The organism is Fulvivirga sp. M361 (assembly GCF_007097395.1).
Taxonomy (GTDB): domain Bacteria; phylum Bacteroidota; class Bacteroidia; order Cytophagales; family Cyclobacteriaceae; genus Fulvivirga.
On sequence record NZ_VKDC01000041.1, the window covers coordinates 1 to 25,721 of the forward strand.

The 25,721-nt window shown below is 40.4% G+C and carries 27 protein-coding genes; 8 read left to right on the plus strand and 19 right to left on the minus strand.

Annotation, left to right across the window (positions count from 1 at the left end):
* On the plus strand, nucleotides 1-1,007 hold a 1,007-nt coding region (locus tag FNH22_RS27185; protein ID WP_143401676.1), incomplete at its 5' end, for a reverse transcriptase domain-containing protein.
* A gap of 90 nt (nucleotides 1,008-1,097) precedes the next feature.
* Here the strand turns inward: FNH22_RS27185 and FNH22_RS27190 are convergent.
* The 12 genes from FNH22_RS27190 to FNH22_RS27245 form a co-directional block, all read right to left on the minus strand.
* Nucleotides 1,098-2,261 carry an energy transducer TonB gene (locus FNH22_RS27190; protein ID WP_185154437.1) on the minus strand — a complete coding sequence of 388 codons (1,164 nt, stop codon included), beginning with the start codon at nucleotides 2,259-2,261 and terminating at the stop codon, nucleotides 1,098-1,100.
* A 246-nt stretch (nucleotides 2,262-2,507) separates the two neighbouring features.
* Nucleotides 2,508-3,278 (minus strand): PoNe immunity protein domain-containing protein, encoded by a 771-nt coding sequence (locus FNH22_RS27195; RefSeq protein ID WP_185154438.1) that lies wholly within the window; start codon nucleotides 3,276-3,278, stop codon nucleotides 2,508-2,510.
* Nucleotides 3,279-3,738: 460 nt separating this feature from the next.
* Nucleotides 3,739-4,194, minus strand: coding sequence for a hypothetical protein (locus tag FNH22_RS27200; RefSeq protein WP_143401679.1), 456 nt, complete (start codon nucleotides 4,192-4,194; stop codon nucleotides 3,739-3,741).
* A gap of 80 nt (nucleotides 4,195-4,274) precedes the next feature.
* Entirely contained in the window at nucleotides 4,275-4,748 is a 474-nt protein-coding gene (locus tag FNH22_RS27205; RefSeq protein ID WP_143401680.1) for a Crp/Fnr family transcriptional regulator, read from the minus strand.
* A gap of 463 nt (nucleotides 4,749-5,211) precedes the next feature.
* Nucleotides 5,212-6,117 carry a GIY-YIG nuclease family protein gene (locus FNH22_RS27210; protein WP_143401681.1) on the minus strand — a complete coding sequence of 302 codons (906 nt, stop codon included), beginning with the start codon at nucleotides 6,115-6,117 and terminating at the stop codon, nucleotides 5,212-5,214.
* Between the two features lie 976 nt (nucleotides 6,118-7,093).
* The gene (locus FNH22_RS27215) at nucleotides 7,094-7,720 is read right to left on the minus strand and encodes a JAB domain-containing protein (RefSeq protein WP_143401682.1); all 627 of its coding nucleotides are present in this window, start codon (nucleotides 7,718-7,720) and stop codon (nucleotides 7,094-7,096) included.
* A 278-nt stretch (nucleotides 7,721-7,998) separates the two neighbouring features.
* Nucleotides 7,999-8,442: a helix-turn-helix domain-containing protein gene (locus FNH22_RS27220; protein WP_143401683.1), complete on the minus strand. Its 444-nt coding sequence runs from the start codon at nucleotides 8,440-8,442 to the stop codon at nucleotides 7,999-8,001.
* Nucleotides 8,443-8,669: 227 nt separating this feature from the next.
* Nucleotides 8,670-9,296 carry a hypothetical protein gene (locus FNH22_RS27225; RefSeq protein WP_143401684.1) on the minus strand — a complete coding sequence of 209 codons (627 nt, stop codon included), beginning with the start codon at nucleotides 9,294-9,296 and terminating at the stop codon, nucleotides 8,670-8,672.
* 47 nt (nucleotides 9,297-9,343) lie between these two features.
* Nucleotides 9,344-9,871 carry a hypothetical protein gene (locus tag FNH22_RS27230; protein WP_143401685.1) on the minus strand — a complete coding sequence of 176 codons (528 nt, stop codon included), beginning with the start codon at nucleotides 9,869-9,871 and terminating at the stop codon, nucleotides 9,344-9,346.
* A 97-nt stretch (nucleotides 9,872-9,968) separates the two neighbouring features.
* Entirely contained in the window at nucleotides 9,969-11,099 is a 1,131-nt protein-coding gene (locus FNH22_RS27235) for a hypothetical protein (protein WP_143401686.1), read from the minus strand.
* Nucleotides 11,083-11,613, minus strand: coding sequence for a hypothetical protein (locus tag FNH22_RS27240; protein WP_143401687.1), 531 nt, complete (start codon nucleotides 11,611-11,613; stop codon nucleotides 11,083-11,085). The genes FNH22_RS27235 and FNH22_RS27240 overlap by 17 nt, the downstream gene beginning before the upstream one ends.
* Before the next feature lie 5 nt (nucleotides 11,614-11,618).
* Complete coding sequence (locus tag FNH22_RS27245; protein ID WP_143401688.1) at nucleotides 11,619-12,161, minus strand: RNA polymerase sigma factor; 543 nt, start codon at nucleotides 12,159-12,161, stop codon at nucleotides 11,619-11,621.
* A 159-nt stretch (nucleotides 12,162-12,320) separates the two neighbouring features.
* Here FNH22_RS27245 and FNH22_RS27250 point away from each other — a divergent pair, with 159 nt between their 5' ends.
* From FNH22_RS27250 to FNH22_RS27265, 4 genes are all read left to right on the plus strand, one after another.
* The gene (locus FNH22_RS27250; protein ID WP_143401689.1) at nucleotides 12,321-12,743 is read left to right on the plus strand and encodes a VOC family protein; all 423 of its coding nucleotides are present in this window, start codon (nucleotides 12,321-12,323) and stop codon (nucleotides 12,741-12,743) included.
* Between the two features lie 108 nt (nucleotides 12,744-12,851).
* Nucleotides 12,852-13,871, plus strand: coding sequence for a hypothetical protein (locus FNH22_RS27255; RefSeq protein WP_143401690.1), 1,020 nt, complete (start codon nucleotides 12,852-12,854; stop codon nucleotides 13,869-13,871).
* A gap of 178 nt (nucleotides 13,872-14,049) precedes the next feature.
* Nucleotides 14,050-15,705, plus strand: a complete 1,656-nt coding sequence (locus tag FNH22_RS27260) for a spondin domain-containing protein (protein WP_143401691.1) — start codon at nucleotides 14,050-14,052, stop codon at nucleotides 15,703-15,705.
* A 397-nt stretch (nucleotides 15,706-16,102) separates the two neighbouring features.
* Nucleotides 16,103-17,053 (plus strand): DUF6268 family outer membrane beta-barrel protein, encoded by a 951-nt coding sequence (locus FNH22_RS27265; RefSeq protein ID WP_143401692.1) that lies wholly within the window; start codon nucleotides 16,103-16,105, stop codon nucleotides 17,051-17,053.
* A 21-nt stretch (nucleotides 17,054-17,074) separates the two neighbouring features.
* Here FNH22_RS27265 and FNH22_RS27270 read toward each other — a convergent pair whose 3' ends face one another.
* On the minus strand, nucleotides 17,075-17,710 hold the full coding sequence (locus tag FNH22_RS27270) for a hypothetical protein (RefSeq protein WP_143401693.1): 636 nt from the start codon (nucleotides 17,708-17,710) through the stop codon (nucleotides 17,075-17,077).
* A gap of 212 nt (nucleotides 17,711-17,922) precedes the next feature.
* Here FNH22_RS27270 and FNH22_RS27275 point away from each other — a divergent pair, with 212 nt between their 5' ends.
* On the plus strand, nucleotides 17,923-18,390 hold the full coding sequence (locus tag FNH22_RS27275; RefSeq protein WP_143401694.1) for a hypothetical protein: 468 nt from the start codon (nucleotides 17,923-17,925) through the stop codon (nucleotides 18,388-18,390).
* Between the two features lie 31 nt (nucleotides 18,391-18,421).
* On the opposite strand, the gene FNH22_RS27280 is transcribed toward FNH22_RS27275, so the two are convergent.
* On the minus strand, nucleotides 18,422-20,206 hold the full coding sequence (locus FNH22_RS27280) for a DUF885 family protein (protein WP_143401695.1): 1,785 nt from the start codon (nucleotides 20,204-20,206) through the stop codon (nucleotides 18,422-18,424).
* 137 nt (nucleotides 20,207-20,343) lie between these two features.
* Between FNH22_RS27280 and FNH22_RS27285 the strand changes: the two genes are divergently transcribed.
* Nucleotides 20,344-21,099: a TMEM175 family protein gene (locus FNH22_RS27285; RefSeq protein ID WP_143401696.1), complete on the plus strand. Its 756-nt coding sequence runs from the start codon at nucleotides 20,344-20,346 to the stop codon at nucleotides 21,097-21,099.
* Between the two features lie 55 nt (nucleotides 21,100-21,154).
* Here FNH22_RS27285 and FNH22_RS27290 read toward each other — a convergent pair whose 3' ends face one another.
* The 5 genes from FNH22_RS27290 to FNH22_RS27310 all read right to left on the minus strand — a co-directional run bounded on the left by FNH22_RS27290 (nucleotide 21,155) and on the right by FNH22_RS27310 (nucleotide 24,697).
* Entirely contained in the window at nucleotides 21,155-21,568 is a 414-nt protein-coding gene (locus FNH22_RS27290; protein ID WP_143401697.1) for a DUF6855 family protein, read from the minus strand.
* Between the two features lie 19 nt (nucleotides 21,569-21,587).
* On the minus strand, nucleotides 21,588-22,097 hold the full coding sequence (locus tag FNH22_RS27295; RefSeq protein WP_221420363.1) for an SRPBCC domain-containing protein: 510 nt from the start codon (nucleotides 22,095-22,097) through the stop codon (nucleotides 21,588-21,590).
* 42 nt (nucleotides 22,098-22,139) lie between these two features.
* The gene (locus FNH22_RS27300; protein ID WP_143401698.1) at nucleotides 22,140-22,943 is read right to left on the minus strand and encodes an RNA polymerase sigma factor; all 804 of its coding nucleotides are present in this window, start codon (nucleotides 22,941-22,943) and stop codon (nucleotides 22,140-22,142) included.
* A gap of 204 nt (nucleotides 22,944-23,147) precedes the next feature.
* Nucleotides 23,148-23,969: an endo alpha-1,4 polygalactosaminidase gene (locus FNH22_RS27305; protein ID WP_143401699.1), complete on the minus strand. Its 822-nt coding sequence runs from the start codon at nucleotides 23,967-23,969 to the stop codon at nucleotides 23,148-23,150.
* Nucleotides 23,970-24,097: 128 nt separating this feature from the next.
* The gene (locus FNH22_RS27310) at nucleotides 24,098-24,697 is read right to left on the minus strand and encodes a YceI family protein (protein WP_143401700.1); all 600 of its coding nucleotides are present in this window, start codon (nucleotides 24,695-24,697) and stop codon (nucleotides 24,098-24,100) included.
* 125 nt (nucleotides 24,698-24,822) lie between these two features.
* Here FNH22_RS27310 and FNH22_RS27315 point away from each other — a divergent pair, with 125 nt between their 5' ends.
* Nucleotides 24,823-25,686 carry a winged helix-turn-helix domain-containing protein gene (locus FNH22_RS27315; protein WP_143401701.1) on the plus strand — a complete coding sequence of 288 codons (864 nt, stop codon included), beginning with the start codon at nucleotides 24,823-24,825 and terminating at the stop codon, nucleotides 25,684-25,686.
* Nucleotides 25,687-25,721 lie beyond the last annotated feature (35 nt).

A 25,721-nucleotide genomic window follows, 5' to 3' on the forward strand; every position in this document is an offset into this window, starting at 1 on the left:
TGCTCAAGACAAAGTTCGAATTAAACTTTGAATCACATAGCTATGGTTTCCGACCAGAGAAGAACACCCAGCAGGCGGTGACACAAGCCCTGAAGTACATCAATGATGGTTACCAGGACATAGTGGACATTGACTTGAAAGGTTTCTTTGATGAAGTAGACCATTCGATACTGTTACAACTGATCTACAATAAGGTAAAATGTCCTACGACCCTGCGATTAATCCGCAAGTGGCTGAGAGCACCGATCCAGATAAAAGGAAGGCTGCACAAACGTCGCAAGGGGATGCCACAGGGTTCTCCGATCAGCCCCCTGTTGTCCAACATCCTGTTGGATGAATTGGACAAAGAGCTGGTCAGGAGAAGTCTTCGCTATGTTCGATATGCGGATGACTTTAGCATTTATGCTAAGTCGAAAGCAGAAGCCCGGGAGATAGGAAATGCCATTTACGAGTTCCTTCGGGATAAATTAAGGTTGCCTATCAACAGGGAGAAGTCGGGCATTCGCAGACCGGTAAACTTCGAGTTGCTGGGGCATGGATTTGCCGCAGTATACAAGAAGGGGGTAAAAGGGCAATACCAGTTGATAGTATCGAAGCAAGCGTGGATGAGCCTAAAGCGCAAGCTCAAGGACATTTCCAGGAAGACCAGTCCGATGAGTTTCGATGAGCGGTTACAAAAGCTAACCGAAGTGTGGAAAGGTTGGGTGAATAATTTTCGCCTGACGAATATTTCAGCCAAACTCAAAGTACTTGATGAATGGCTGAGGAACCGTTTAAGATACTGTATTTGGCACGATTGGAAGAAACCTGAACGCAAGCGCAAGAACCTCATTCGACTAGGTATGGATCAGAACAGGGCATATGCCTATAGCAGGACGAGGATGGGAGGCTGGGCAGTAGCTCAAAGCCCTATCTTAAGGACCACTATCACACTGTCCAGACTTAGAAGGAGAGGGTACGAATCGATGCTTTCCTATCACCGTAAGTCGATTCCTGAGATTCAGTGAACCGCGTAGTACGAGACCCGTACGCTACGTGGTGTGAGAGGCGCACCAGTGAGTCATTGACTCACTGGCCGTCTACTCGATTATATGTTGTTATTTTCTATTCTCAACCCACTCTTGTACTAAAATAGCATGATTCTCTGGGTAAATAAGTTTTTCTCCATTTTCTAAATATCCAATAGACTCTTCAGTTAGATTATACAAATAGTATAAAAGATTATGCTTTTCAATCCCGATCTCTTCTGATGGGTAATCTAGTAGGCTATATAAGTCTGGAATTGTTTTATGAGCTTCAAGTTTGGATAATGCTGCGATAAGCTCATGATTTAAGGATTCATGAATTCCCCATTCGGTTATGCCATTATAATTACTGGTGTATGACTCTCTTTCATGACCAGTTCCTTTTCTGATATTCGATTTGAGTAAATTATGCAAGAAGTCTATCGTTCGCTCGGAACTTCTATCAACAGATAGTTGTCGAATTGCATTCCTTGAAATTTGCGCCTTCTTATAGTCCTTTTTTATTTGTTCAATCAATTGGTGAGTGTCTTCCACTTTATCAAACTCAAAAGCATCGTATTTTGGCCTATTTTTTACTTTGCCGTAATACAGAAAGTAGTGAGAAACGATGACCTGCTCTTTCTCATCTACGATAAGGGCATAAAAATCATAGTTCGATCGAGGTTCGTCTATCAATGAAAAATCACCATTAGGACTATACAATGGAAATTTATAGAGTCTTAAAGTATCATTATACTTTTTGTTAACCAATGACCTCATTAGTAATGATCGAAATAGTTGTATAGGGCTTCTATGAATCATCTGGTTATCAAAGTATTTCAATGCAGCAAGGTGGTGGCCAATGAATTCCTGATCGCTGGATTCCAAGGCACGCTTACAATTTATAAAGCTTAAAATTGAATCATTATCAAGTTTCGGAAGATCAGGATATTGCTTTGGAAGATTAAATATTATGGGTATAACATATCTTTGATCGGCAGGTTTGCCTCTTGACAACTGGTGTTTGATTGTTCCATAAAACTCTGTAAAAAGGGATAGAGCCAATTCGTCACACCCATAACCAATCCCTTTTACAACTTTAGGTTCAATAATCTTCCCTTCTTTTGTATGTATAAATTGAACAAAAACTTTCCCTTGGATTTGGTTATCAAGGGCTTCATGGGGGTATTCAATATCAAATGATCTAATGTATTCGTAAAATTCATTAATAGAACTAAAATGCTGTGAGGTATCCATCTGAGCTGAAATCAGGTGGCAAAAGAGAAAGAAAAATATATTAATGAACAATACCCTGATCATTGGCTTCTAATAAAATATAACGTTTAGTATATAGCCAGTAGGGCATTGGAAAGAGATAAACTTTTGAGTTTGCACTGAGCCAAAGCGTTGTATTTTGTTTTTATCTTTTTCATTTTAAAAGCCAAATCAACGATTTGGCGGTATTGGTAAATCGCATTGGCCTTTCTTAAAGCACTGAATGCCCTATTTGCTATTACCCACATTTTCCAACCAGTTTTTTAGTAGATCAGTAGGGAAATTTGGGTGTTCAATAATTGTTTTTTCATTTATACTACACAATGCTACAACCGCAGCTGATTCGAATGACCAATAACCAAAATAATACTCTTTATCATTTACTGAGTTTATGTAATTATGCCATGTCAGTAGCTTAGTATTTTGATACCATGTTTTTAAATAAGCTTTTACTACTTGTTGATTTATATCTTGAAGTCCCTTTTTCGTCAGACCTTTAAATGGTTTGTAGGTAGTTGCTTTTTGCTGAGAGTATTTTTTACCATTTAAGCCTGATAAGAGAAATAGTATAAGTTCATCAGTAATATTTCCTGATTCTATTAATACAGTGATTTGATTTTTTTGTTTATCTGTTATTCCAATAAGAATCGAAATGGAAAGAAGCCAAACCATATAACAGTAAGAGTTAAGCCAGTATTGGTCTAAAGTTTTTTGAGGTCTTCCTTTTTTAAATTTAGCAGCTTGATCTGTCCATGAAATTTCTAGATCGCTGAACAGAACATTCAGATCCTCTTTTAGTGATTTAATTGAATCTCCTCTTCCATACTTTGCTATAAGACATTCAAGTTTATCGAAGAAAATTCGATGTATTGTGTTCGATACGTTGTCCTCTGGCACATTGCCATTTATGATTTCAGAGTTAGATTCTTGAATTAAGTGAGTTTTGGTTTTGATAAACCTGCTGTAATAGTTCTTGTCACTTATTAGCCTGTCTCTCATTATAATTTTAGTTGTGGGTAACAACCGTATATACGCCATTACACTTTCAAACACTTACAAACGACATACAAGTAAAGATAATCAATCCTCCAAAAGACATAAAATACAGCCTAACGCATTGCTGAGTTACAGTTCCATGATTCATTGAGGTGAAAGAATGGATTGAGAGGGCTGATGAAGAAGGGTTTTTTCCAGCATGGCTGCCTTTTCGTCCTTCTCTTTCAACGGGACTTCGTAAAGTTTTTTGTTTTCGTCAAAAGATCCAGCGCATTTATCCAGTGGGTTAAAAGTGCAATGATCATTTCGTGACCCGTTTACGGATGTATTGGTTTGTGCCTATATAGACCTCCCGGATCACAAGTGCTATTCCTGGGCAGACATGCATGGCGCTATCGCTATATATGCGCGAGGTGGTTTACCCCTGACCACTATTGTGTTTTTACCTCGTGGTATGCCATTTTTATTCCTTCTTTAGGTTAGCAGTTTTGAAATAGGCTGTAAAACTTAGAATAATAGCCGCACTAGAAACCAGCGTCATAACCGTTCCCGGGACGAAATTCACATATCCCCCTAAATCCATAAAAAGGAAATATCCTAAATCTGCCAGTCCACCGGTGAGTGCGGCAAGGAAGATGGCATTTTTACTCCCTTTCCAAACATAAAAACAACAGATCAGGGTAGTTAGTCCTATCCAAAGTAGATTAAACCCATGCTGCCCGATGACTGCTCCTGTTGCATCCGGGTAATTCATTTGAAGTGTAGCAGGGTCTACCGCATCAGCAATTCCTCCCACAGCCCCTGAAATATCTCCACTAAGAATGAACTTATCCGTCATGACTCCTGCCAAAATGTGTACGGCTCCCCAGATGAACCATAAGACGGCAGCTGTTTTTAGAAGTATGCTGTATTTTTTCATAATCCCACACGATAGTATTGTGAACATCAAAGCTCGTAGTCTGATAAAAGCTATGCATTATGATTTCATAAGAAATTGATTTATTTGCTCTTTTTGAAATGCTTTGATTTTGCAGCGCTCAACGTCTCCGGGGTAACGCCAAGATATGAGGCGATCATGCGTTGAGGAACGCGTTGAACAATATTCGGGTATGTTTTTACAAAGTGTTCGTAACGCTCTATCGCATTTGTACTGATGAGCATTAAGATCCTGTTTTGCAAAACGCTGAGTCTTTTCATTAAAGCGGCAATATTTTTCTTTTCTCTTTCCAGGTCTTTGGGTAAAATCGTGATAATCGAATTTTCAAGGGCATCAATAAACAAAACAGATGGTGTCGCTGCATTATTAGTGTCTGCGATTACCCAACCTTCCGGGGCGAACATGAATATATTTTCTTTGCCACTTTTGTCAATAGAATAGCTTCGTAACAAACCGGACCTGACAAGGTAAATCTTGGTGTTTAATTCACCACTTTTTTGCAGTATTTCTCCTTTTTTAACTTTTATTTCCGTCAAAACGGTAGGGTTATATCTTTGTTTTTATGGTGTATTACGTTTTTAATAAATGCTCGTTGAAAGGGGTTTGTTTTTTGTTTGGCATTGCCAGAAATTTTTGGATATCTGAATTTTCTTATGGTTCTCCTGCTTTAAATATGTTTTGGATATGCTCACTGACGGTTTGTTTAGCTTTACCAAAGGGTTTTTGCATGCCATTTGGGTGAACCATACGGTTTCATCCTGCAAAAGTACATCTACTTTTTCCTCTCCATTTTGAGAAGTATAAAGAATAAAAGATGATTGATTCGGACTTAGGTTGTTTTCTATCAAATCATTTCTTTTCTAAGATGAGACCTTTTTATAGTGCGCTTAAGAGCACAAATCTGCCCTGATTACAATCTGTTTCTAAACTGGCACGCATGACGCTATCGCTATGTGTACGGCAGATGTAGGTCAACGGGGCCGTCAGCCATCTACTTGTTTAGGTGTATTTTTTTGGAAACTCATAAAATCGTTTTAAGTATTTAATTCTATTTTCAATTTCTTCTACTGTACGCTGTAAATAAGAATTAGCAATGTCAGTTACCTCAATATTTAATTTGCAACAAGTGAATAAAATATCGTTTTCCTCGTTTTTCCATTTGGTATAAGCGAACTTATGTTCAATTCTTGCCTCCTTGATTTTCAGATGTTTTAATTCTCTTTTTCTTCTAGAGGCTTTCTTCTCGAATTTAAGTATCTTTTTACTCGGTAGTTGTTTGAATAACATTATTTCGTCTTCACCAAAATCCGGTAAACTAATAAAGTCAAACTTGTATTTTGAAATATCTCCTGTAAACTCAATTTTTCCAAGAAATGACATTCCATGCGCATTAATGTGCGATTCTATTGCAAAGTGAGTACGTATCATTCTTTGAATTTTGGACTCTAACGCTAATATTCGCTCATGATCGTCAAACATTTCACATGTCCAAATTTCAATGTTTTTGATGAAAAAATTGGATACATAATTTTTCCAGAAAAGGTTAAAATCATCGTTGGAGTTAAGGTCATTCATTATTGACTCTTTCTCAATGGTTGTATGGGCCCATAATTTTCCATTTTTGGCTAGAGAGGCGTAATAACTGAATCTGGAAGATTTGCCTCTGTTACCTTGGCAACTCATTAATTCATAAATATCTTCAGAGGATGTAAGTCTCCAGATAGTTCTGTTTCCAATTAAATATCCTGACTTATGTTGAGCCATTCTTCTTTGAAAAGACTTTGTTGTGCCAACGTAAATGATTCTTTTCGGGGATCCTTTAAAAACAAGGAGATAAACTCCTCCATTTGAACTTACAGAATAATCGTCAAGTATACCTCCATATTTCCAAGTGTATTTTGGCATTAAAAGTTATTTTTACCGTGTTGAATAAACACTCGTTTTGGTGGCGTTTATTTTTGTAGGCAATCGTTTTATTAATATCCTTTATATCTTTCACGGACTTCACCGTTGATTTTGATTTCAAACATTTGAGGTCTAAATCCAGCAAAGAATAATGGCCTTTTATGTTTTATTTCGACCTTGTGCTTTTCTTCCTTTCCTATTTCAAATATGTAATATTTTGTCAATTTAACATTGAAATGAGTTGACGGGTCCAGAGAACTCCTAAGAGTGTTTTGCCTACCGTTTTCAGAGTATGTGAATTTGCCCGTAAACCAATTTCTTTTGATTAATAGGCTTGTTTTTTCGGTTTCACCTATTTCAAATTCATGACTACTAATTTTATTATTACCAACAACGGCATGTACGTCATCCCACTTTCAAATATTTACCAACAACATACAAACGCCTTCTACTTAAAGTTAAGCAATCCTCCAAAAGACATGAAAATACAGACCAATTCGTAGTTGAATTACCGTTTGTCCGCTTTTCAAAAGAGGATCTTCAGGTACACCTGCCGTTGTATGATTTTGGCATGCGGCGTTGTAATTTTTGGATGCCGCAATGTTATTTCCGGATGGAGCGGAACGATTTTTTCATGCGGCTTTGTGATTTTCGGGCGCCACAGTGCTATTTCCGGATGGAGCGGAATGATTTTTTCATGCGTCTTTGTCATATTTTGATGCGGCAGAATGATTTTTCAGTGCGGCAAAACGATTCTGTACCGACCTTTAGTGATTTTGTACAGCATTTTTACCTATTGATCTTGCTTTAGATAAAGCCTGGCCCGGTTAAGTACTATTTTTAGCAGATTGTGCCCTGCTTTGGACCCCGTGTACCGTCCTATTACTAAACTAACACGTATGACGCTATTACTATATGCACGTCAGGTGGGAAACAGACTTAGCCGCTATTAATCATATATGATTTTAGGCACTTTTTACTTTTTGATTCGGACTTTAAGAGCTTTTATTTTGCTTTCATCAAGCCCTGTTATTGTAGCAATTTGCTCATGTGAAAGACCCTGTCGCTTCATTTCTTTGGCTAACTCTACTGTATTATTTCTTTTGGCTATTTCGGCAGATTCTTGCTTGGCTTCTTTTATCAGTTCAAATGTTGGAACATACTTTTTACTGTTTCTCAGTTCTTCCAGCAAACCAATGTCATTAAAGCTCAAATAGCTTTTATCAGAAATTATTAAATGATCTAATACTTCCGTTTCTACAATTTTACCCACTTGAATGAGTCGGTCAGTTATGTTTTTATCCGGTTCGGAAGGTTTTAGCTCTCCGCTTGGATGATTATGAACCAACATGATTTTTACCGCTCTTTTTTGCAAGGCAAGACTGAAAACCTCCATTGGTTTTACCAATGTCGCATTGATAGTCCCTTTACTGATTAATTCAATGAAAAGAAGTCGATGGTTGTTAGCTAAACCAATCACCCAAAAATGCTCTCTGTCCTGATCTATTTTATTTTCTCGAAGCAGAATTCTTTGCATGATTCCATACAAGTCGTCTGAATTGAGGATTTTGATCTTATCATTTTCGCTCAGGTTAACGTTCATAAATCAAAAATAGGTTTTTTACAGTATCATTATTAGGCTCTTTTTTCACTTTCGTCAAAAGTTAATTGTATTTCCATTAGATACTGCTTGCTAATTTTCTACTTTCAAACATTCGCAAACGAAGTATAAACACCTTCTTCCTAAATTTAAACAATCCACCAAAAGACATAAAACACAGCCTGATGCATTACTAAGTTACCAGCCGTGAACGCCCATTGGGGCTAAAGAATGGGTTGAGAGGGCAATGAAGAGGATTTTTCCTGGATATAGATAAAGCGCTATTTCAGTTTATCCAGTACTTTTTCCAATAACGCCACCTTTTCGTCCTTCTCCTTCAGCAGTGCCTCATAAAGTTTTTTGTTCTCCTCGATAGCTTCCACCCATTTTTCTATGGGATTAAAAGTGCATTGATAGTTTTGTACTGACGCTTGACCACTCAAAACTGAGGCATGATCACTCAAGGGGCCGTGATTTGCGACAACATTATAAACCGTTGCATTCTCCTGTAGGTTTTTAATAGCTTCGGCAGAAATACCCATAGCTTTAGCTATTCTATCCAAGGTAGTATCATCTACCTCTTCCTTTTGCTCTATTTTAGAAATGGCCTGCTGGCTAATGCCTAATTGCTCCGCTACAGTTTCTTGCGAAATGCCTAGTAATTCACGCATCTGCATAACTTTTCTGCCAAGGTGTACGGGACGAGGGTGTGTAGTACTTTCCATGGACCAAATATATCAAACCTCGGCACAGTTGGCAAGTGGCCTTGCAGGTGGGTTGTGAAGGTACAACCGTAAGTTGTGACATTACAACCCGTCTACAGCCGGTCTTTGTCACGTTTTGCCCTTTGCCTATTGCTAACGGGTCAAGAATTTACCAACATTGAAATAGAATTCACCCTCTAATATTCAACATCAATTGGACTGTGACACGACAATAGTGTACGGGCCGGTTAAAACTTACCAAACTTGAAAGATACTCCTGCCGTCCAGCTGGATAGATCGTTATTACTAATATTATTTACATCCAGGTCAACTCCTTCTACATACCGGTAGCCTCCATTAGCGGAGATACGGAGAAAGCCGGTAATGTTCATCTCGATTTCTACGCTGGGCTCTACTACAAAAAAAGCGGACCTTTCTATGGTGGCCCGCAGGTCATTCACTATGGGCCTGGAATCATCTACTACTTCTACACCACCGGCGCCGATCAATATGGGAAAAGACACATGGATAATTTCTTTTGGCGCGATGATATACCCTAATACCAGGCCGCCATAACCTCCGAAGAGGTCAAATTTTTCCGTAATGTTGTCATTCGTAACTTCAAAATCATTTTTTGTGGTGAGCCCATAGCCTCCGCCTCCGAGAATGAAGTGCTTGTTAAGGATCACACCCCCATGGCCCCCTAAAAAGAGCGCATTTTCATTATTAAATTCAGTGACTTTAATATCAAATGAACCAAAACCCCTGACCTCTGATTTTCTGCCGAAGAGGGTTTTCATTTCATCGTCGTCATCCTGGGCATTAACGGATAACATCACGATACTTGCGAATAGAAATAATAAGACCTTTTTCATTATTTAAGTGGAGTTTTTAGTGTTAACAAATACCTTCTCATTACACATCAAAAAATATATTTGAGCGTCAGGGCTGTATCCCAGAACCGCATCTTTGTACGGCGCATGCCTATAAAATCCAGGTAGGGTTTGATATCTATTCCGATGGTAGCGGGAAGCTTTAGCAGCCTGTATTCCATTCCAATGGTAGTATTAACCCCCATAGTGAAAAAAGAACGTTCTTCCGTATCAAATTCACGTATTGGGCTATTGGAAAGTGGGAATGATTGTTCGGCCAGTTTCTGATCTAGAAATGATTCAAAACCGATATGTCCACCTACACCATAAAAGAAATAGAAATCATCATTAAACCCTATTGCTATCGGTCTATGGAACAGGTAAAGGTGGGTGAATTGAAGCCCGTTATTTCTGTTGCTGACCATAAGCTCCATAGCTTGCTCCTCCGTAATAAAGTGCTTATAGGTAGCTGCGGTGGTATAACCCACACGGGCGCCTGCGGAGTTTTTGTAGTAAAACTGTGCTTGTGATACTCCATAAGCGGACACAAGAAGTAGTAAAGCCATTATAACTTTCATGGATCTGGAATTAATTGGCGCGTTAAGCCGTCAGTCAGTGCGTAGAGTCCTGATTGAAGTGATTAGACTGGTAACTTATCTCGCATATTTATTTTAGTTATTTATTTACAGAATGACGTACACCCGAAAGCTCAAGAGCCACCTCTCCTCCTGAAGAATTGATCTCTACATAGCCCGGATAATTGTTTTTTTCACCTATAGAACCTGTTACGTGGATAACCTTTTTCTTATCCAGGTATTCTTTTTGAATGTCACCACGTACTTCCGGAATATTTAACTGTTCTGTTTTAGCGGTGATGTCTACGGTAATGTAACTGTCCGGGTCAAACATCAGCGAGATGTCTGTATATTTTCCATCTAACCTTATCCTTGAGAAGCTAAATGGAATACCCTCGAAGTCAATCTGACCGTAATTCATGTCAAGGTCAGCATTTTTTACAAGTCGTTCTACCTCTATCTTGGAAAACAGGCTCTTACCCATTAACCGGTTTACTTCTTTAATTCGTAAACTTTTGTCGTTCCTGGAATCCAATTCAAGTTTGTCTACCTTTTTTATGGTCAGGTGGGACGTACTGCTTCTTAATTCAATGTTGCCCGCTTCTAATAACTCTCCCTCTACTGTTTTTAATGTCAATACTCCGGAGGACAGCTCCTTTATTTTTATATCCCCATAAGCCACTTCTACAGAGGATACACCATGAAACCGGTTGGCCCTCATGTTGCCATGCATGATATTGATATCACATTTGCCATACATCTCAGCCAGGTACAGGTCGCCGAATTTGTTCTGTAATTCAAGGTTTATCGTGGCAGGCATATATATTTCGTAATCTATTTCAAGCTTGGTCTTACTTAAAAGTGTTTTTGAGTAGTCAGAGATATTGTTCCATAACTCTTTGAAGAAGCCTGACTTTCTATCCAGTAAAGTGGTCACGGTAACATACGATCCGGTTTGACGAAAATCAATGTCTACCCGGTCCAATAATTTATTCGCGTCCGAGTAATCTTTGCCAAATGCGGTAATTTTTGCATTTACCTTGATAGAGTCCTTATCCCAGGTATTGATCACCACCTGGCCATATTTATTGATCAATGTAAAGTTCGCATTAGAGGATACGCTAAATGAGCGATCAACCGATTTGGACAGTTTAGTGTCAACGTCAGGCTTTGCCACTGCGTAAAGGCTTACGGTGCCTAGTACCAGTAAACAACTAAATACTAATCTCATCACTCCCTTCTTTATCATGGTCCTTTATCTCTAGTAAGATCTGTTCCAAGATCTGTAGTTTTATCCGGTAGTTAGTGATCATAGCATTTACTACCTCTTCATTATCTGCATTATCTTTTAAATCAATCTTTAAGTCCTGATAGGCGCTATCCAATGCAGCAAGGTTATCCATTACTTCCGGGTCTATCACCCGGTTGCTTGCTTTGATCAGTTGGATTTTCTCAGCTACCTGCTGCGAGTAAAAAAACTCAGTTTCTGCCAGTTCCGGAGAAATATCGCTTAGTGAAAATCCATTTTTATAGGACTGCGCGTCATAGTTCAGCAGGATCCATGACAGGCCCACACCCACCACCAGGGCCGCCGCTATCCGGCTGATGGTTTTTATATTAAAAAGTGTCCTGCGAGACTTAATACCTTGATCTATACCTGTCCAAAGTTCGGCAGCATCTACTTCATAAATGTCAAAAGATGGCCTTTCCTGCTCTATCCGATAGTTAAGCTTGTCTTCTTTCATGCGGTTCAGCTATCTGTTAATAATTGTCTTATTTTACTCTTCGCTTTACTGTACTGTGCTTTTGATGTAGCTTCAGTAATCCCTAATATCTCACCTATTTCCTTATGATCATACCCCTCAAAGAGATATAAGTTAAGCACTGTTTTACACCCCTCAGATATTTTGTCGATGGCCCCCATAATACGTTTTGCCTCATATCGATTGTAATCCATATCTTCATGGTCATCATCAACAAAATCGTCATTTTCACCCAATTCCACGGTCATTAGCTTCTTTTTCTTTAATGCATTTAAACAGTGGTTAACTACTATCCTTTTGAGCCAGGCGCTGAATGTCACTTCATTTTTCAATGACCGGATCATTGAAAAAGCAGTTATAAAAGCTTCCTGTAGTACATCCTTCGCTTCTTCGTCATCCCCCATCATCCTCCTGCAAATATTGTACATAGCCTGAACATACAACTTATACAGTTCATTCTGGGCTTGCCTGTCCCCTCGCTGGCTACGCTGTACCAGGTACTTATGTATAGTCTGCTGTCCCGACTCCACTTATATTTTGACCTTGCTTCAATGACAACCTGATATTAAGCAGGTTTCTATTTTACACACATTTTTTTGACCCTTCCAATATACGGATATTGAACGCTTGTTCTTTATCTTTGAAATAAGCGGTTTTTGAAGATTACTAACGCAAAATAATAGTACGTCATGAAAAATATCCAGCCTTTTCACCTGGCATTTCCGGTAGACAATCTTGAAGCAGCACGAAAGTTTTACACGGAGATTTTGCAATGCCCTACCGGCAGGTCGTCTGAACACTGGATTGATTTCAATCTTTTTGGCCATCAAATCGTAGCGCATCTGGCACCGGAAGAAGCCGGAAAAACCCGGACAAATCAAGTGGATGGTGATCATGTGCCTGTAAAACACTTTGGTGTTATTCTGGAGTGGCAACAATGGGAAGCTTTGGCCGAACGTCTTGAATCTTTGAATATCGAATTCATTATCCAGCCCCATATCCGCTTCAAAGGAGAGGTAGGGGAGCAAGCCACCATGTTTTTTCTGGATCCCAGTGGGAATGCACTTGAGTTTAAGTCATTCAAAACAATGGATCAGATCTTTGCACATTAGTGGTGCAACGAAATAATCTCTTTTCCGATACGTTTACACTCAATACTTTTGATTAGTCTTACCAAATTCATTTATTTAATCATCGCCAAGTTGAACAAGGACCAAAAGATGATAAAGCGGGTATTCGCAGGTATAGGGTTATGCCTGGTGTTATGTTTTGCTGCCAACGCACAAGAAGCCACCTTTTCTCAGCGCTTAAGTAGCCTGTCCTTTTCTAATGCGTTCCCTGAAAACTTATTGAAAACAAGGTCAGTTGTTTTGTATGATATATCTCCTGAACAAACTCAGCCTGTTATCCGCGGGGATTGGCAATCTGTGGCAGAGAAAATACAGCCCACATTGAAAAAAAGCGGGATCGATGGAGTAGTCCATTATTATTTGAGAGACCTGTTCAGTGGAAAAGAATCTTACAATACCTTTCTGGACTACTATGATGACCGTGATATTAAGAATGCAGTCTTTGTAAAGGAAAATGCAGGCAATTATGAGATCATTGTGACGGACTTGCAAGATCGTCAGTTTTTACTCAAAGAAGGGCAGGCTGCCTGGAAACAGAGCGGGCCTAATCTGGAAGAGATATTGGATAATCTCTACCGGGCCGTAGCTAATGCAGGCCTTGACAGAGAGAACAGACTGATCCTGGAAGGGCCTGAATTTGGACAGCTACTAAGCCCGATAAAAGCGAAACGTAATGAATTTTACGACCTCAATTTCTCCAGTGAAAAACTGGCTATCCCTGTTTTTGAGGATACCGCAGCCATTAATAGCGCCATGGATGCCTATCCCTATGCTTATGGTTATGTTGCCGAAGAAACCGCTGAGAAAGAGCTACGCACCCAGGGATATCAATATATATTATATTATGTAAGATCAACAGGTAGATCTGTGAAGGAAATACTGAAGTATAAAACTACCTCTTCTGAAACCGATTATATTTCCGAAGTAGTAAAGGACAAAAAGCTAAGTGTAGAATCTTACAATATCCATACCCCTGTATACAAGTTTTACATCAAACACATTTATTCCGGCAATGTATTTTTAGGGAAAAAATGGGATGCCGCTCCTGAATGGCAAAAAGCACTAAACAACTATATGCTCAACCTTAGAAATGAATTGGTAAGAAATTGAGGCCTGCTTACCTCCTTTAAATTTCTATTTCGAACACGAAAGGTCAGTACACGACACTTTCATTCATTAATACACCCTTTAAAGCTATAACAAAGGTCTGTTGGCTTTTCGTGATTCTTTTGTGACCCTTTCGTGATATCTGAATTTCACATTTGCATGAGAAAAAAATAAAACTCTCATGAAAAAAACACTTTTAATTTTAATGATATCTCCGCTCGCCTTTTTATTTAGCTGCGGAGATGACGATGAGTCCATCAACTTACCTCCCAGCTTTTCCGGGGCTGTATTCTCAGTGCTGGAAAGCGCAACAGACGGAATGACCATAGGCACATTAAGTGCCAGCGATCCCGAAAGTGGCACACTTACCTTCTCCATTACCGGTGGGAATACCGGTGATGCGTTTGCACTGGATGCCGGTACAGGTGAGCTCACCGTCAATAGTATGGACGCTATTGATTTTGAATCTGCGCTATCGTTCAATCTGGACGTAACAGTTTCTGATGGGATAAATACAGTTTCAGGCCTGGTAGTGGTGAATGTAGGAGATGATGTCGGCGATAATCCGACCACCTTCAGAATTACCGTTTATAACACCATCAATTATTTAAATACGGTGGTATTTAATACTCCTGACGGTGCCGCTGAGGCCGGGCCTATTGCTGCTGCAGACGGTAGCTATTCGTTTCGGTTCAAGGCTACACCGGGTACTAACCTGTCATTTGCTACCATGCAGGCAATGTCTAACGACTGGTTCTTTGCACCTGATGGAGACGGTATTACTCTTTTTGATGGAGATAAAAAGCCGCTGGAAGGCGATATTACAGGTCAACTCATGCTTTGGGATTCGGGTAACGAAGAGGAAGACCCTGCTGCCTGGGCTTCTGCTGACCCTATGGACGAGAATGGCATGGACGATGATAATACCAGTGTCAGATTAGTAAAAAGCGATGTTACGGCATACATATCCGCGTACCTGGAATATGACATGAGTACATCAGAATTTGAAGTGACTATCACCAATTTATTAGGTGGTGCAGGAGGTGTTGTCATTACTCCCGGTCTGGCCATAATACACGCCCAGGACTATCCTTTGTTTAAAACGGGAATGCCTGACAGGGGCTTTGGCTTAAAAGAGATAGCGGAAGATGGTAATCCCCAGGTGCTGTATGATTACTTTAACGAGCAAGGTACCGCCGGAGCGCCGCTAAGATTATCCTCCTCTTATTCACCTCTTGCTCCCGGGGTAGCCTATGTATTTCCAGGTGCAGCGTCAGATCCTTTGTTTACCCAGGGACAGCCCGAGGTGAGTGGAAGCGGGCTGGAACTGTTAGCAGAAGACGGTAGTGCGGCTACGGCAGTAAGCTTTTTGAATGATAATGGGATCAAAGCGGTAGCGGCGGACCAAATGGCTCCTGTGTTCCCAGGTGAAAAAATGACATTTACCATTGAAGCTAAACCCGGGTACAAATTTGGATATGCTACGATGTTGATCGAAACGAATGACTGGTTTATTAGTTTTAACAATGCCGGAGTAGAACTATTCAATGCGGATGGTACGCCTAAATCAGGCATGGACTACAGTATCCAGTCCTATTTATATGATTCCGGAACGGAAGAAGATCAGCCGGTAGGTGTGGGTGCGGACCAGGCCCCAAGACAGGCAGGAGGAAATACCGGTGCGGCCGATGATGATACTTCAGTAAGAAGAGTGGCTGAATTGGATGATGTTCAATTTGGAAAGGGACTGATCACTTCAAGCGCTGGGGTGGTAAGTCAGGGAGACCCAAGAGGAGGTTATAATCTGGTGTTAGTTGATATTGAGCCCTTGAATTAATTAATTAAGTTAACGATGTGTTGAAATATAGGGGATGTGTCAGAAGGATGCGTTCCCTATATTAATTTCTGCCGTTATGAAACAAAGATGTGGAGAAGTACACTTCATACTAAAAATGAGCAAGGGATGGACCGTTTGTTACAGGCATTGAAGGATTTTCCAGTCTTAAACTTTTAAATGGAAAATTCTGTTAAAAATGAGTGCCAGCTTGGTTAATAAATAAAATCTTTTCATACGTTTAAGGGAAATTTAGTAGGAAAAATAGGCTTTTAGGCTTCTTTTTTACCGGCACGATATTGGATGGAGGTTAAAGAGTAAATGATATTTTTTTGGTATTCATGGTGCATATTGGCTCACTCTTAAAAAATAAAGACTTATATTTAACTTTTGGCTTAGAGTGACTTTCAATCTAAAATATCATGTAACGGTCTGTTTGCTGTCTTTAGTAGCTTCAAAAGCTATGTGTCAAAGCAGCTATCGGCCGAAAATAGCCGAATTCAGCTACCGGTCTTTATATGATTATAATACAAGATCTTCATCAACGGAGTTGGGGAACTCTTCCTCTGAAGTGGAAGCGGATGAACAACTTAAAATAAGGCTTGGCATCCCTTTGGTACTCAAAGATGATAAGTTGGTGGGTTTGCAGTTCAAATACGATGTTCAAAATTTCACGCTTGATCACAGTGGAGTGAACAATGAGCTTTTCTCAAGTATAGAAGACCGTACTTTTAGAAGCATCGGGGCCCGTTTTCTTTTTCAGCAAGATCTAAATGACAAAAAAAGCCTCACTTTCTTAGGGGGTGCAGAAATACAAAGTGACCGGCTGGTCTGGAATCGCAATACTACCCGATTTTACTTCAGTTCAACCTATCAGGTGCAGCGGAATGCCCGTACGCAAATAGGCGCCGGCCTGGTAATAGGTTATGAACAGGGTACTCCTCAAATATATCCATTGCTTACCTACGAGCGCAAACTTAGCAGTAAATGGACGTTAGATGCCACGTTGCCAAAGTCTGTAGCATTTAGATATGAAGCGAGCAACAGGTTTTTCATTACGGCTAAAACTGAGGTCAAAGGCTGGAGATATGCTTTGCATGATAATCGGCTTTCTGATTCAGAAGTACTGACACTTCGAAAAGCAGACCTAAACATTGGTGTCTGCTTTGAGCGAGAGATCCACGACTGGCTTTGGGCAGGTTTTGACATAGGCCTGTCTCGCAACCTGCGTTACCATTTGGCAGAACCCGGGGATGGAAGGCGTGATGCTCTGGTGCTGCTGAATGCCAATGAAGCACCCTATGTGAACTTTAGTTTATTCATAGTTCCTCCCAGGAAATTCTTTAAATAAAAGGCAAGCCTTTACCTGTTTTCAGCGTTTAGCAACTGACAACCACACCATGTAGGGGACAGGTATTTTCTCATCACCCTGATAACCTAATGCTTTCAGTTGTTCCGGCATTACCCTGCCCACCTTTTCTATAGAAATACCAACCAGGGCATAACCTTTATCAGTCAGCAGGCTTTCGAGGGGAGCATATACATGCTGTTCCTGCATTATCTGACTGATCATTGCATAGTCAGGCTCCCTCTCATTTTCGCTGACGAATTTTTGCCACTCTTTTGATTCGGAAAAAGCTTCGATCTGGTTTTTTAAAATATCAGTGTACCGCAAAGGGTAGCCTGCTGAGAGGCTTGTGAGGTGTATGTCAATGCTGTCTTCAGCCACATTCCATAAGTTATGAATGAAGGTCATTTCATCAGCAAGTCGGACCATCGAATCTGATGGGAAAGTGTACTTCATGAACTGGTATGTATTTGAGTCCTGAGATCTGGTTAAGGTCAGGAGCCTGAAGCTATCTCGTTTGAACTTCAGGCGGAAATCTCTTGCCGATCTATTGACGATAACGCCAGGATCTGCCGGCATTATTTGAGGCTGATCATTGGCATTACGGACTTCAGAGGAGCAACTCCATAACAATAACAGGACGAAAAAAAGCTTTTGCATGATGTAAATGTAATTTAATCTAAAATTCCGGATAACAGATGTAACCACCTGAAAACAATCCCTTGTTATAAATTGATTATTATCGCCGGGGCCTGTTTCGAACATTGAATACAAAATGTCGCCCCTTTTCCATTTTATGCCTTTTTCATAGCTAATTGAAATTTTGGCATAAGCCTTGTTGTTATGGCAGAGTGTAGCAAATAATGAAGGATATGAAAAAGTTGATGATTTTGCTGTTTTTGGGAAGTATGATGATTTTTCATTCAGTATCGGCAGGGAGTGCTATTATGCGGTTTCAGGGAATGAAAGGATATAATATCCAGGTGATCGTAGATGGGAAGCTTATGAATAAGGACCCGAGATCAATTGTAAGGATCAGGGGAAGGTCCGGTCAGCGCAATGTAAAAATTAAGGTATATGACAGATATGGCTATGCGCGTTGGACCCTTCATGATCAAATACTGGCAAAAGCAGGGTTTATCTCTAATTTTGAAATACTGTATAGCAGAAGAACCGGTACTCGACTTAAAAAAACAGGCGTGGGCATTATGGACATTGAACGTTTTAGAAGGCCTGAGAGATTTTATAATAAACGATACCTGACAAATACGGATAAAAAGATCAATGTTCCCGGAAAGGCAAAACCCGTGGCACGATGGCAATTTGACACCGCTGCCTGAGAAGTTGCGGAGATGACCGGGGGTTAATACTCTATTGAGTATCGGATAATGCTATCCACTGGTCAATTTTATCTTCCAGTATGTTTAAGGGTACACACCCGGAAGAGAGTATGATATTATGAAACTGCTTAATATCAAACCTGGCGCCAAGCTGATCCGTAGCTTTTTTTCGAAGTGCCCTGATCTTTAGCTGACCCACTTTGTAAGATAGTGCCTGTGCAGGCATAGCCATGTAGCGTTCTATCTCGGAAATAATACTTGCTTCAGACTCGGCTTCATTTTCTAAAGAATATTGAATAGCCTGTTCCCTGGTCCATTGCCTGGAGTGCATACCGGCATCTACTACTAACCTGACAGCACGATGCATTTCAGCGCCAAGCATCCCAAAGTATTGATACGGGTCTTCATAAAGAGCCAGTTCTTTCCCTAGTGATTCGGAGTACAATGCCCACCCTTCACCATAGGCACTGTACCACAGCGCTCTTCTGAATTCAGGAAGATCCGTATTTTCTTGTTGTAAAGATATTTGGTAGTGATGTCCGGGAATGGCTTCATGAAGAAACAGAGACTCGTCAGAATAGCGATTGTAGTTTTTTACATCCGGAATAGGTACGTAAAAAATTCCGGGTCGCGTACCATCAAGTGAACCGGGTTGATATTCGGCACTGGCTGATGCTTCTCTGAAAGCTTCGGTCCTTCGTACTTCAAAGGCGGTTTTGGGAACAAGTTCAAAAAGGCCGGAAAGTGCAGGTTTCATACGCTGGTGTATTCCATTGAAGTCATCGATCACTGCCTGGGCGTTATCGTAAGGCATCAGCTTTTTGTTAGATCGTACATGCTCAAAAAAGGCCTTTAAATCTCCTTCAAAACCTACTTCTGCTTTTACGGATTCCATTTCCGAGAGCAGTCGTGCTACTTCTTTTTTGCCCAAATCAAACACTTCTTCGGCAGTCATGGAAGTAGTCGTGAAGTGTTTGATCTGGTAGTCATAATACGCTTTTCCATTAGGGATATCGGTTATGCCTGTACTTTCACGGCAGTTAGGTAAGTATTCTTCCTTGAAAAAGTCATGAAGCGTTTGAAAGGTGGGGATTATGGTTTCATTGATCATTGTAACATACTTTGCCGTGAGCTCCTCTTTTTCTTCTGCAGTAAAGTCGTTAGGCAATTGATTTATGGGGCCATAATAAAGGTGACTTTCCGCCGGACCATGGCTCAGTACTGCTAATTGTGGTATTACCTTTAGTGCTAACATTTTTGGTAATACATATCCCTGCTTCATGCCTTTATTCATATTCACCATAGCTGTATCACACCAAACGGAAAAATCTTCCAGACGGGACAGCCAGTGGTCGTAATCTTCAGGTGTTTTGAAAGGCTGTGCCGATAGGCCGCTTGCCCATTGTCCTATAGTAAGTTGTAATGACCAGAATTGATCTATCGGTGTAAGGTGTGTAGGGAAAGTCAGACCTTCCAAGTTGATGTTACATTCCCACTTGAGTATATCAAAGCTCATTTGGTCGCTCTCATCCAGGGTAGCCCGCCGTACGGAGGCTAGTCGATCCAGGTATTTATTGTAAAAGGAACGAAGCGCCGCCCGATGACCCTCAGAGATATCCAGTGTCAAAGTATCGTTGTAACGGTTATCACCGGCCATAGTAGCTTCCATGGGGTAATGCTGAAGCCTTTCCTGGTAATATTCAGCTAATATCGCTTGAAATGATGCCCGGTCCGTGTCACCTTCGGGAGTAGTGGTGGAGGTATTGCATGAAAACATTATTGCAGATAATAGGAATATGTACAATGCTAGTCTCATAGTTTCTTTTTTGGTAAAGATAAAGGTATGCGTGCTTATTCCTAGTGAGTTGTTATTTCCCTAAATAGAAACTAATTTGTGGAGCTGGTTTTGACCTGTAGATCACGGGTTGGAAATGGTATCCACTATGAATTAATATGATCAGAAGTTATTTAAAATCACGTGTACATCTGGATGTGGTTTTTCAGCCAAGAGGGACCGGCCAGGACCGGCTGGAATCATTGAGCGACGGCGTTTTCTCTTTAGCCATCGCGTTGCTTGTATTATCCTCTTCCACGCCCTCTAACTACAACACACTGCTCGATTCCTTGGCAAACATATTGCCCTTTGCTGTTACCATTACTTTGATTATCAGGATCTGGATACAGCACGTCCTCTATTTTTACTACTATGGATTTAAGGACAATGTAGTACTGGCGCTAAATGTTTTCTTACTTTTTCTTATCCTTATTTATGTGTATCCACTAAAATTTCTCTTTGTTGTTTTCTTTCAAATACTAGGTACGCTACTTTTTGAAAATTCAGCTAACATGCCTTACATTATGTCCCAAACACTGAGTGGCTCAGATGGTACAGGCCTGATGATCATCTTTGGCATAGGCGGATGTCTGATCTATGGGATCTATGCCTTACTTTACTGGCACGCTTACCGGTCAAAGCAATACTTGAAGCTGGCTGCCGAAGAGTGTCATTTCACGCTTACCCATATGTATATTAACATAGGTAAGTGTGCTGTGCCACTCTTTTCTGTGATCTTATCCATTTTTGCAGTTGGGGGTGAATATGCTTTCCCATTAGCTGGTTTTTGTTACCTCTTACTCATACCCGTAACACGGTTGATTTTTACCTCAAGAAAGAGATCATTCAAAAAGCTCTTCAAAATGGTGAAATGACCATAAAAACGAGTCATTTCACCATTTTAAATGATTACCTGATTTAGCGATTAGTTCAAATTGCCTTCATTCGGTTGTTCCGTTTATTGTGTTCTACTTCCGCCAGTCCCAGGGCTTCCATCAGCGGGGGGATGTACATAGCAAACCTACCTCTAAATCCTTTTTTTAATCCATACCAGCCACCTACTGGGTTCTCCTCTGAGCGTGCCCAATGCTCTACAGTACCTTCCGCCGTGATCGCTTTTTCATCTTTACTGCCCAGCAACATCCAGTCGCCATGTGCTTTGAGCATTTCAAAAAGATCGTCTATGCACCTGAGCTGATAGTGAAGAACCGTTGATCCGACCGTACAAACTAAGATCTCCTGCTCCTCTTTTTCATCTGCGTGCATGGTATAATTTGATGTAAGCGGGGGTGTTTTTAGCTGGAGCGGGTGTTCTTTTGTTCCTATTTTTTCTTTGTAGTTCATGGGTTATTAAGTTTTAAAGTTATTTAGTAGTCATAATTGCTTCGGCTTCTCTTTTCAAGTCAGCAGCAAACTGTTCAAATGCTTCGTCAAAAGGCGGAATGTATTTGGCGTAAAGCGGAAACATCAGGCCTCCCATTTTCTCACTCATATGGAAGTTGACCGTATCGTCACTATTCTGAGTCAGTGTAAATACCCTGTTTCCTTTTGAATCCCCCCAAACCATGTGTTCTTCAGGGGTAAATTCTTTTACCTTTATTTTAAAGGTCCGTTTTGGGTCCAGTGTAGATTTCAGATGGATCTTTTCTCCCAATGCTATATCTCCTTCCAGTGAAATAATCGTGGAGTTCCATCGGCTGTAGTCTGAAGCATTGGTGAGTAACGTCCATACTATCGCAGGGTCGGCTTTAATGGTAATGCCAATGGAAGTGGACCTGTTAAACGTTTTCTTTATTGTGGTTGCCCGGCCATTTTGTGCCGTTAATGTTGTGATTGTTGCCATGATCATTAATAGTGTTATCCCGTTTTTCATAGTTTTTTTCACTTGGACGAACGAGCACCTTAAAACGATAGGCTAATCCTTATTTTTTTCTAAATATTTTTCCATAACCTCTCTGTTATGCTCCAGGTGATGTAATTGTAACTCAGCTGCGTCAGATTCAAAAGGGTCTATTCCTTTTACAATGTTCATTCTTAAGTCGAAAAGATGTTCTTTATCTGCACTCTCGGCTTTTCTGGCCATTTCTATTTTTACCAGTTCTTCCTCTGCCTTTTGTTGCGGATTAAATATGCCGTTTAGTTCTGTGCATTGATGGCAAACGCCTTCTTTATGGATCAACGCACATCTTCCCTGGAATACATCGACCATTTTACTGCGACCGGTATGGAGGTAGTATTTTACCATCGCTTCACTGATTTCAGTGATCCTGGCAATCTCTTTTACTTTAAATTCATAGACCTCTTTGAGCAAAAGGCATACATGTTGTTCAAGGGGGAGTGACTTGGACACACAAGTGAAGCAAAAAGCAATATGTTCTTTAATTTCAAACTGACCTTGCGGGGATGTAGTCCTTATCTCCATGGCTTTTTGGAAAAATGGTCGGTTACTCATTGCGGCTTCCTTACAAATGTCAGTTACATTTTCGGTCCACCTTTTTTTAACTCTTAGATTATCTTTAGCCAGGTTAAAAGAGATGGCAAAGATCCAGGTCTTTAAAGATGAATCACCTCTGAACGTATCTATCTTTTCCAGGGCTTTTACATAGGTATCCTGAACAATATCTTCTGCATCCTGAATGCTGGCTGTTACACGTAAAATATAGGATTTTAATGACCCCTTAATCTCTTCGAAAGTGGTGGTCAGTTCTTCTTTAGTCATTGTCATACTTTTGAAATATAATAAAAGTATTGAACAATAAACACTTAATTTTCAGTGGTTAAGATTGGGCTTGCCCCTGGTGTCATGTCACATCTCAAATAACGTTCAAACTTTTTTTTGGTCCCGTTCCCAAAGTCGGCAGTAGGCAAAAATCAGTAGGCAAAATTTTTTGTCCCGTCCTAAGATAAGGCTACAGGTTCAAAATTAATTGCAATAGACTGTGGTATTGGTCAGGTCGCGATTCTTCAAGACTGCACTGAACCCGTTAGCTTTGGCTAACGGGCAGACGTTTGATTGAAAATCACTAACCGATATACGGTCGGTATATTCTGTGAGAAATACAGCTTTACCTACCCCGCTGTAAGGTGAAAGCTGATCGGCAAAATTTTTGACAAATGCATCTTCCACGAGTATCCAGTCGAATTCATCGACCATTTCAGGGACAAGTTCCGGGGCATTTTTCTGACCTATGCTAAGTCCGCGTGAGTGCGCCTCGTTAATAAGCCACCTAGAAAAGATAGCGGCATCCTCTTCTGTAAGTGGGAAGCCTGTATCAATTTTATAGCCGTTGATATTATCTGGTTCTATACCATCAAACCCTTTGTCACGGATCATATCAAATCGAGCTGTCAAAATAGGGGCAAGTTGATCGATTTCACGTATGTCAAGCCATAGCTCACTTTCGAAACTTTCATTTCGATTGCCTAAAACCAGGATGGGGAAAACACCGGAATCCGGCCGGAAGTCTTCAAATGAACCCACGGAGACATAGGCTACCACCTTTTTACCCTGAGCTTTCAGGTTAGCCACCAACTCAGGGGTAGCGCTAAAAGCGTCAATGTCTATTACATCCGCTTCAGTGGAAAAGTCATCAGGAAGATCATCTAACCTCCATTCAAATGTCAGGCCTTGTTCAAAAGCGAAAGGTCCAAGTGGTTTTATGGGAGGCTTTTCCTTCTCTGAACCACAGGTCGTTAATACTGAAATGCATACTATACTAAAAATGGAAGATTTTAATAGAGACATCAAAATTATGTTAGGAACACGGCTTCAATAAAGGCGCAAAACTATCAACATCTCACTGACATTCAACAACTCCCGGAGAAAGGTTTTTCTTAATCTACATGCAGAAAAAAAGTGCCGAAGTTTTGAAATTAGTCTGTTTTTGAAAAAATAAGATCAAGTTCGAGTTGGATATCATCAGAGATAATCCCGTCCTTCAAGTCTGCGAAGAAACTGGCGGAGTTATAAATGATATCCCACCGGGTCCTGTCGATGACTATGGTGCCGGTTATCCTGATTTGGTCATGTTCGAAACGGATGTAAGGCTTACAAGTAATCTTTTGCGTTATTCCTTTTATGGTGAGTAACCCTGTAACCACAAACTGTGGGGGAGTGGAAAAGCTGGCCGCCGGATGTATGTTTGACATAGAAAAATGAGAGACAGGAAACTTAGCGGTTGAAAAAAAATCGTCGGATTTCAGGTGTTTATCCAGGTCGTTACGACTTTCAGCATTTTTCATATCCGTACTTTGAATAGTAGTCATATCTATAACGATGTTACCATTAATCATACTTTTTGTATCTGTGGTAAGGATATTGCCTGATTGAAGTTTGATAATTCCGTTATGACCACCTCCTAACACATAACTACTCGCCCATTTGATCTGGCTCTCTTTTACGTCCAGTTGATAGTTAACCTGCGAAAACCCCGGAAAGGATATCAACGTCATAATGATTACAATCTTGTTCATGCTACAATAGTTTTAAAATGGTATGTTACTTTTATTGAGATAATACCGTCAAGCTAATTTGTACAGTGAAGAACGATGTAAAACGAATGTAAAAAAGTGTAAAGCGGGTGTAAATCTTTAAAAAAATGAAAGGAAGGTTCTTAATTATCGGTTTGTATATTACGGTGAACGCTGTACTTTCTTTCACGGTCCTTAAAAGTGGGGGTTCTGACGGTTTTCCAAAAGACCGTGCTGCTTTGGCCATTCGTAATGTCGGACATCAATTGCTGTGGCATATTGGCGATTCTTCCTCCAGAGTGCTGCCTGTCACTCAAGTAACTGATAATACCTTCAAGCTGGAGTTTAAAAGCGCTTTTTCTTTTTCTCCCGATACATTGGTAAAGATTGTCAGGCACAGTTTAGCAGCGATTAACCCCACTCCGGATTATCTTGTCAATGTATTTGACTGTGGTACGGACCAGGTAGTGTACGGATTTGAGATCAGCCGGCAACGAAAAGACCTGGTTCCTTGTGTGGGGAGATTACAGCCGGAAAAATGTTACTTCATTCACATAACTTTTGAAGGTGTTTCTGCAAGCCATGTTGATCACCCCTATTATTTATATGGGTTGATGCTGGTGGGTTTAACCCTTGTTACTTTAGTCACAAGAAAACCCCGGCCCCAGGCAAAACAGGAAAGCCCGGCCGAAACAATGATGATCAGGTTTGGGAAGTATTCTTTTTTGCCATTTAAACGCCAGCTTCAGATTGATTTGAATACGATCGATCTTTCTGACAAAGAATCAAGGATATTGGAAATTTTAGCCCTTCAACCTAATCAATTGATCACTCGTGACGAACTGCTGAAACGGGTATGGGAAGATGAAGGTGTTTTTACCGGAAGAAGCCTGGATGTGTTTATTTCCAAATTAAGAAAAAAACTTAAGAACGATCCTACTGTTCGCATTACCAATATACACGGAAAAGGGTACACGTTAGAAATAGAGTAAACCGGTTAGTCTCCAGTGTTCATGATTTACTATCT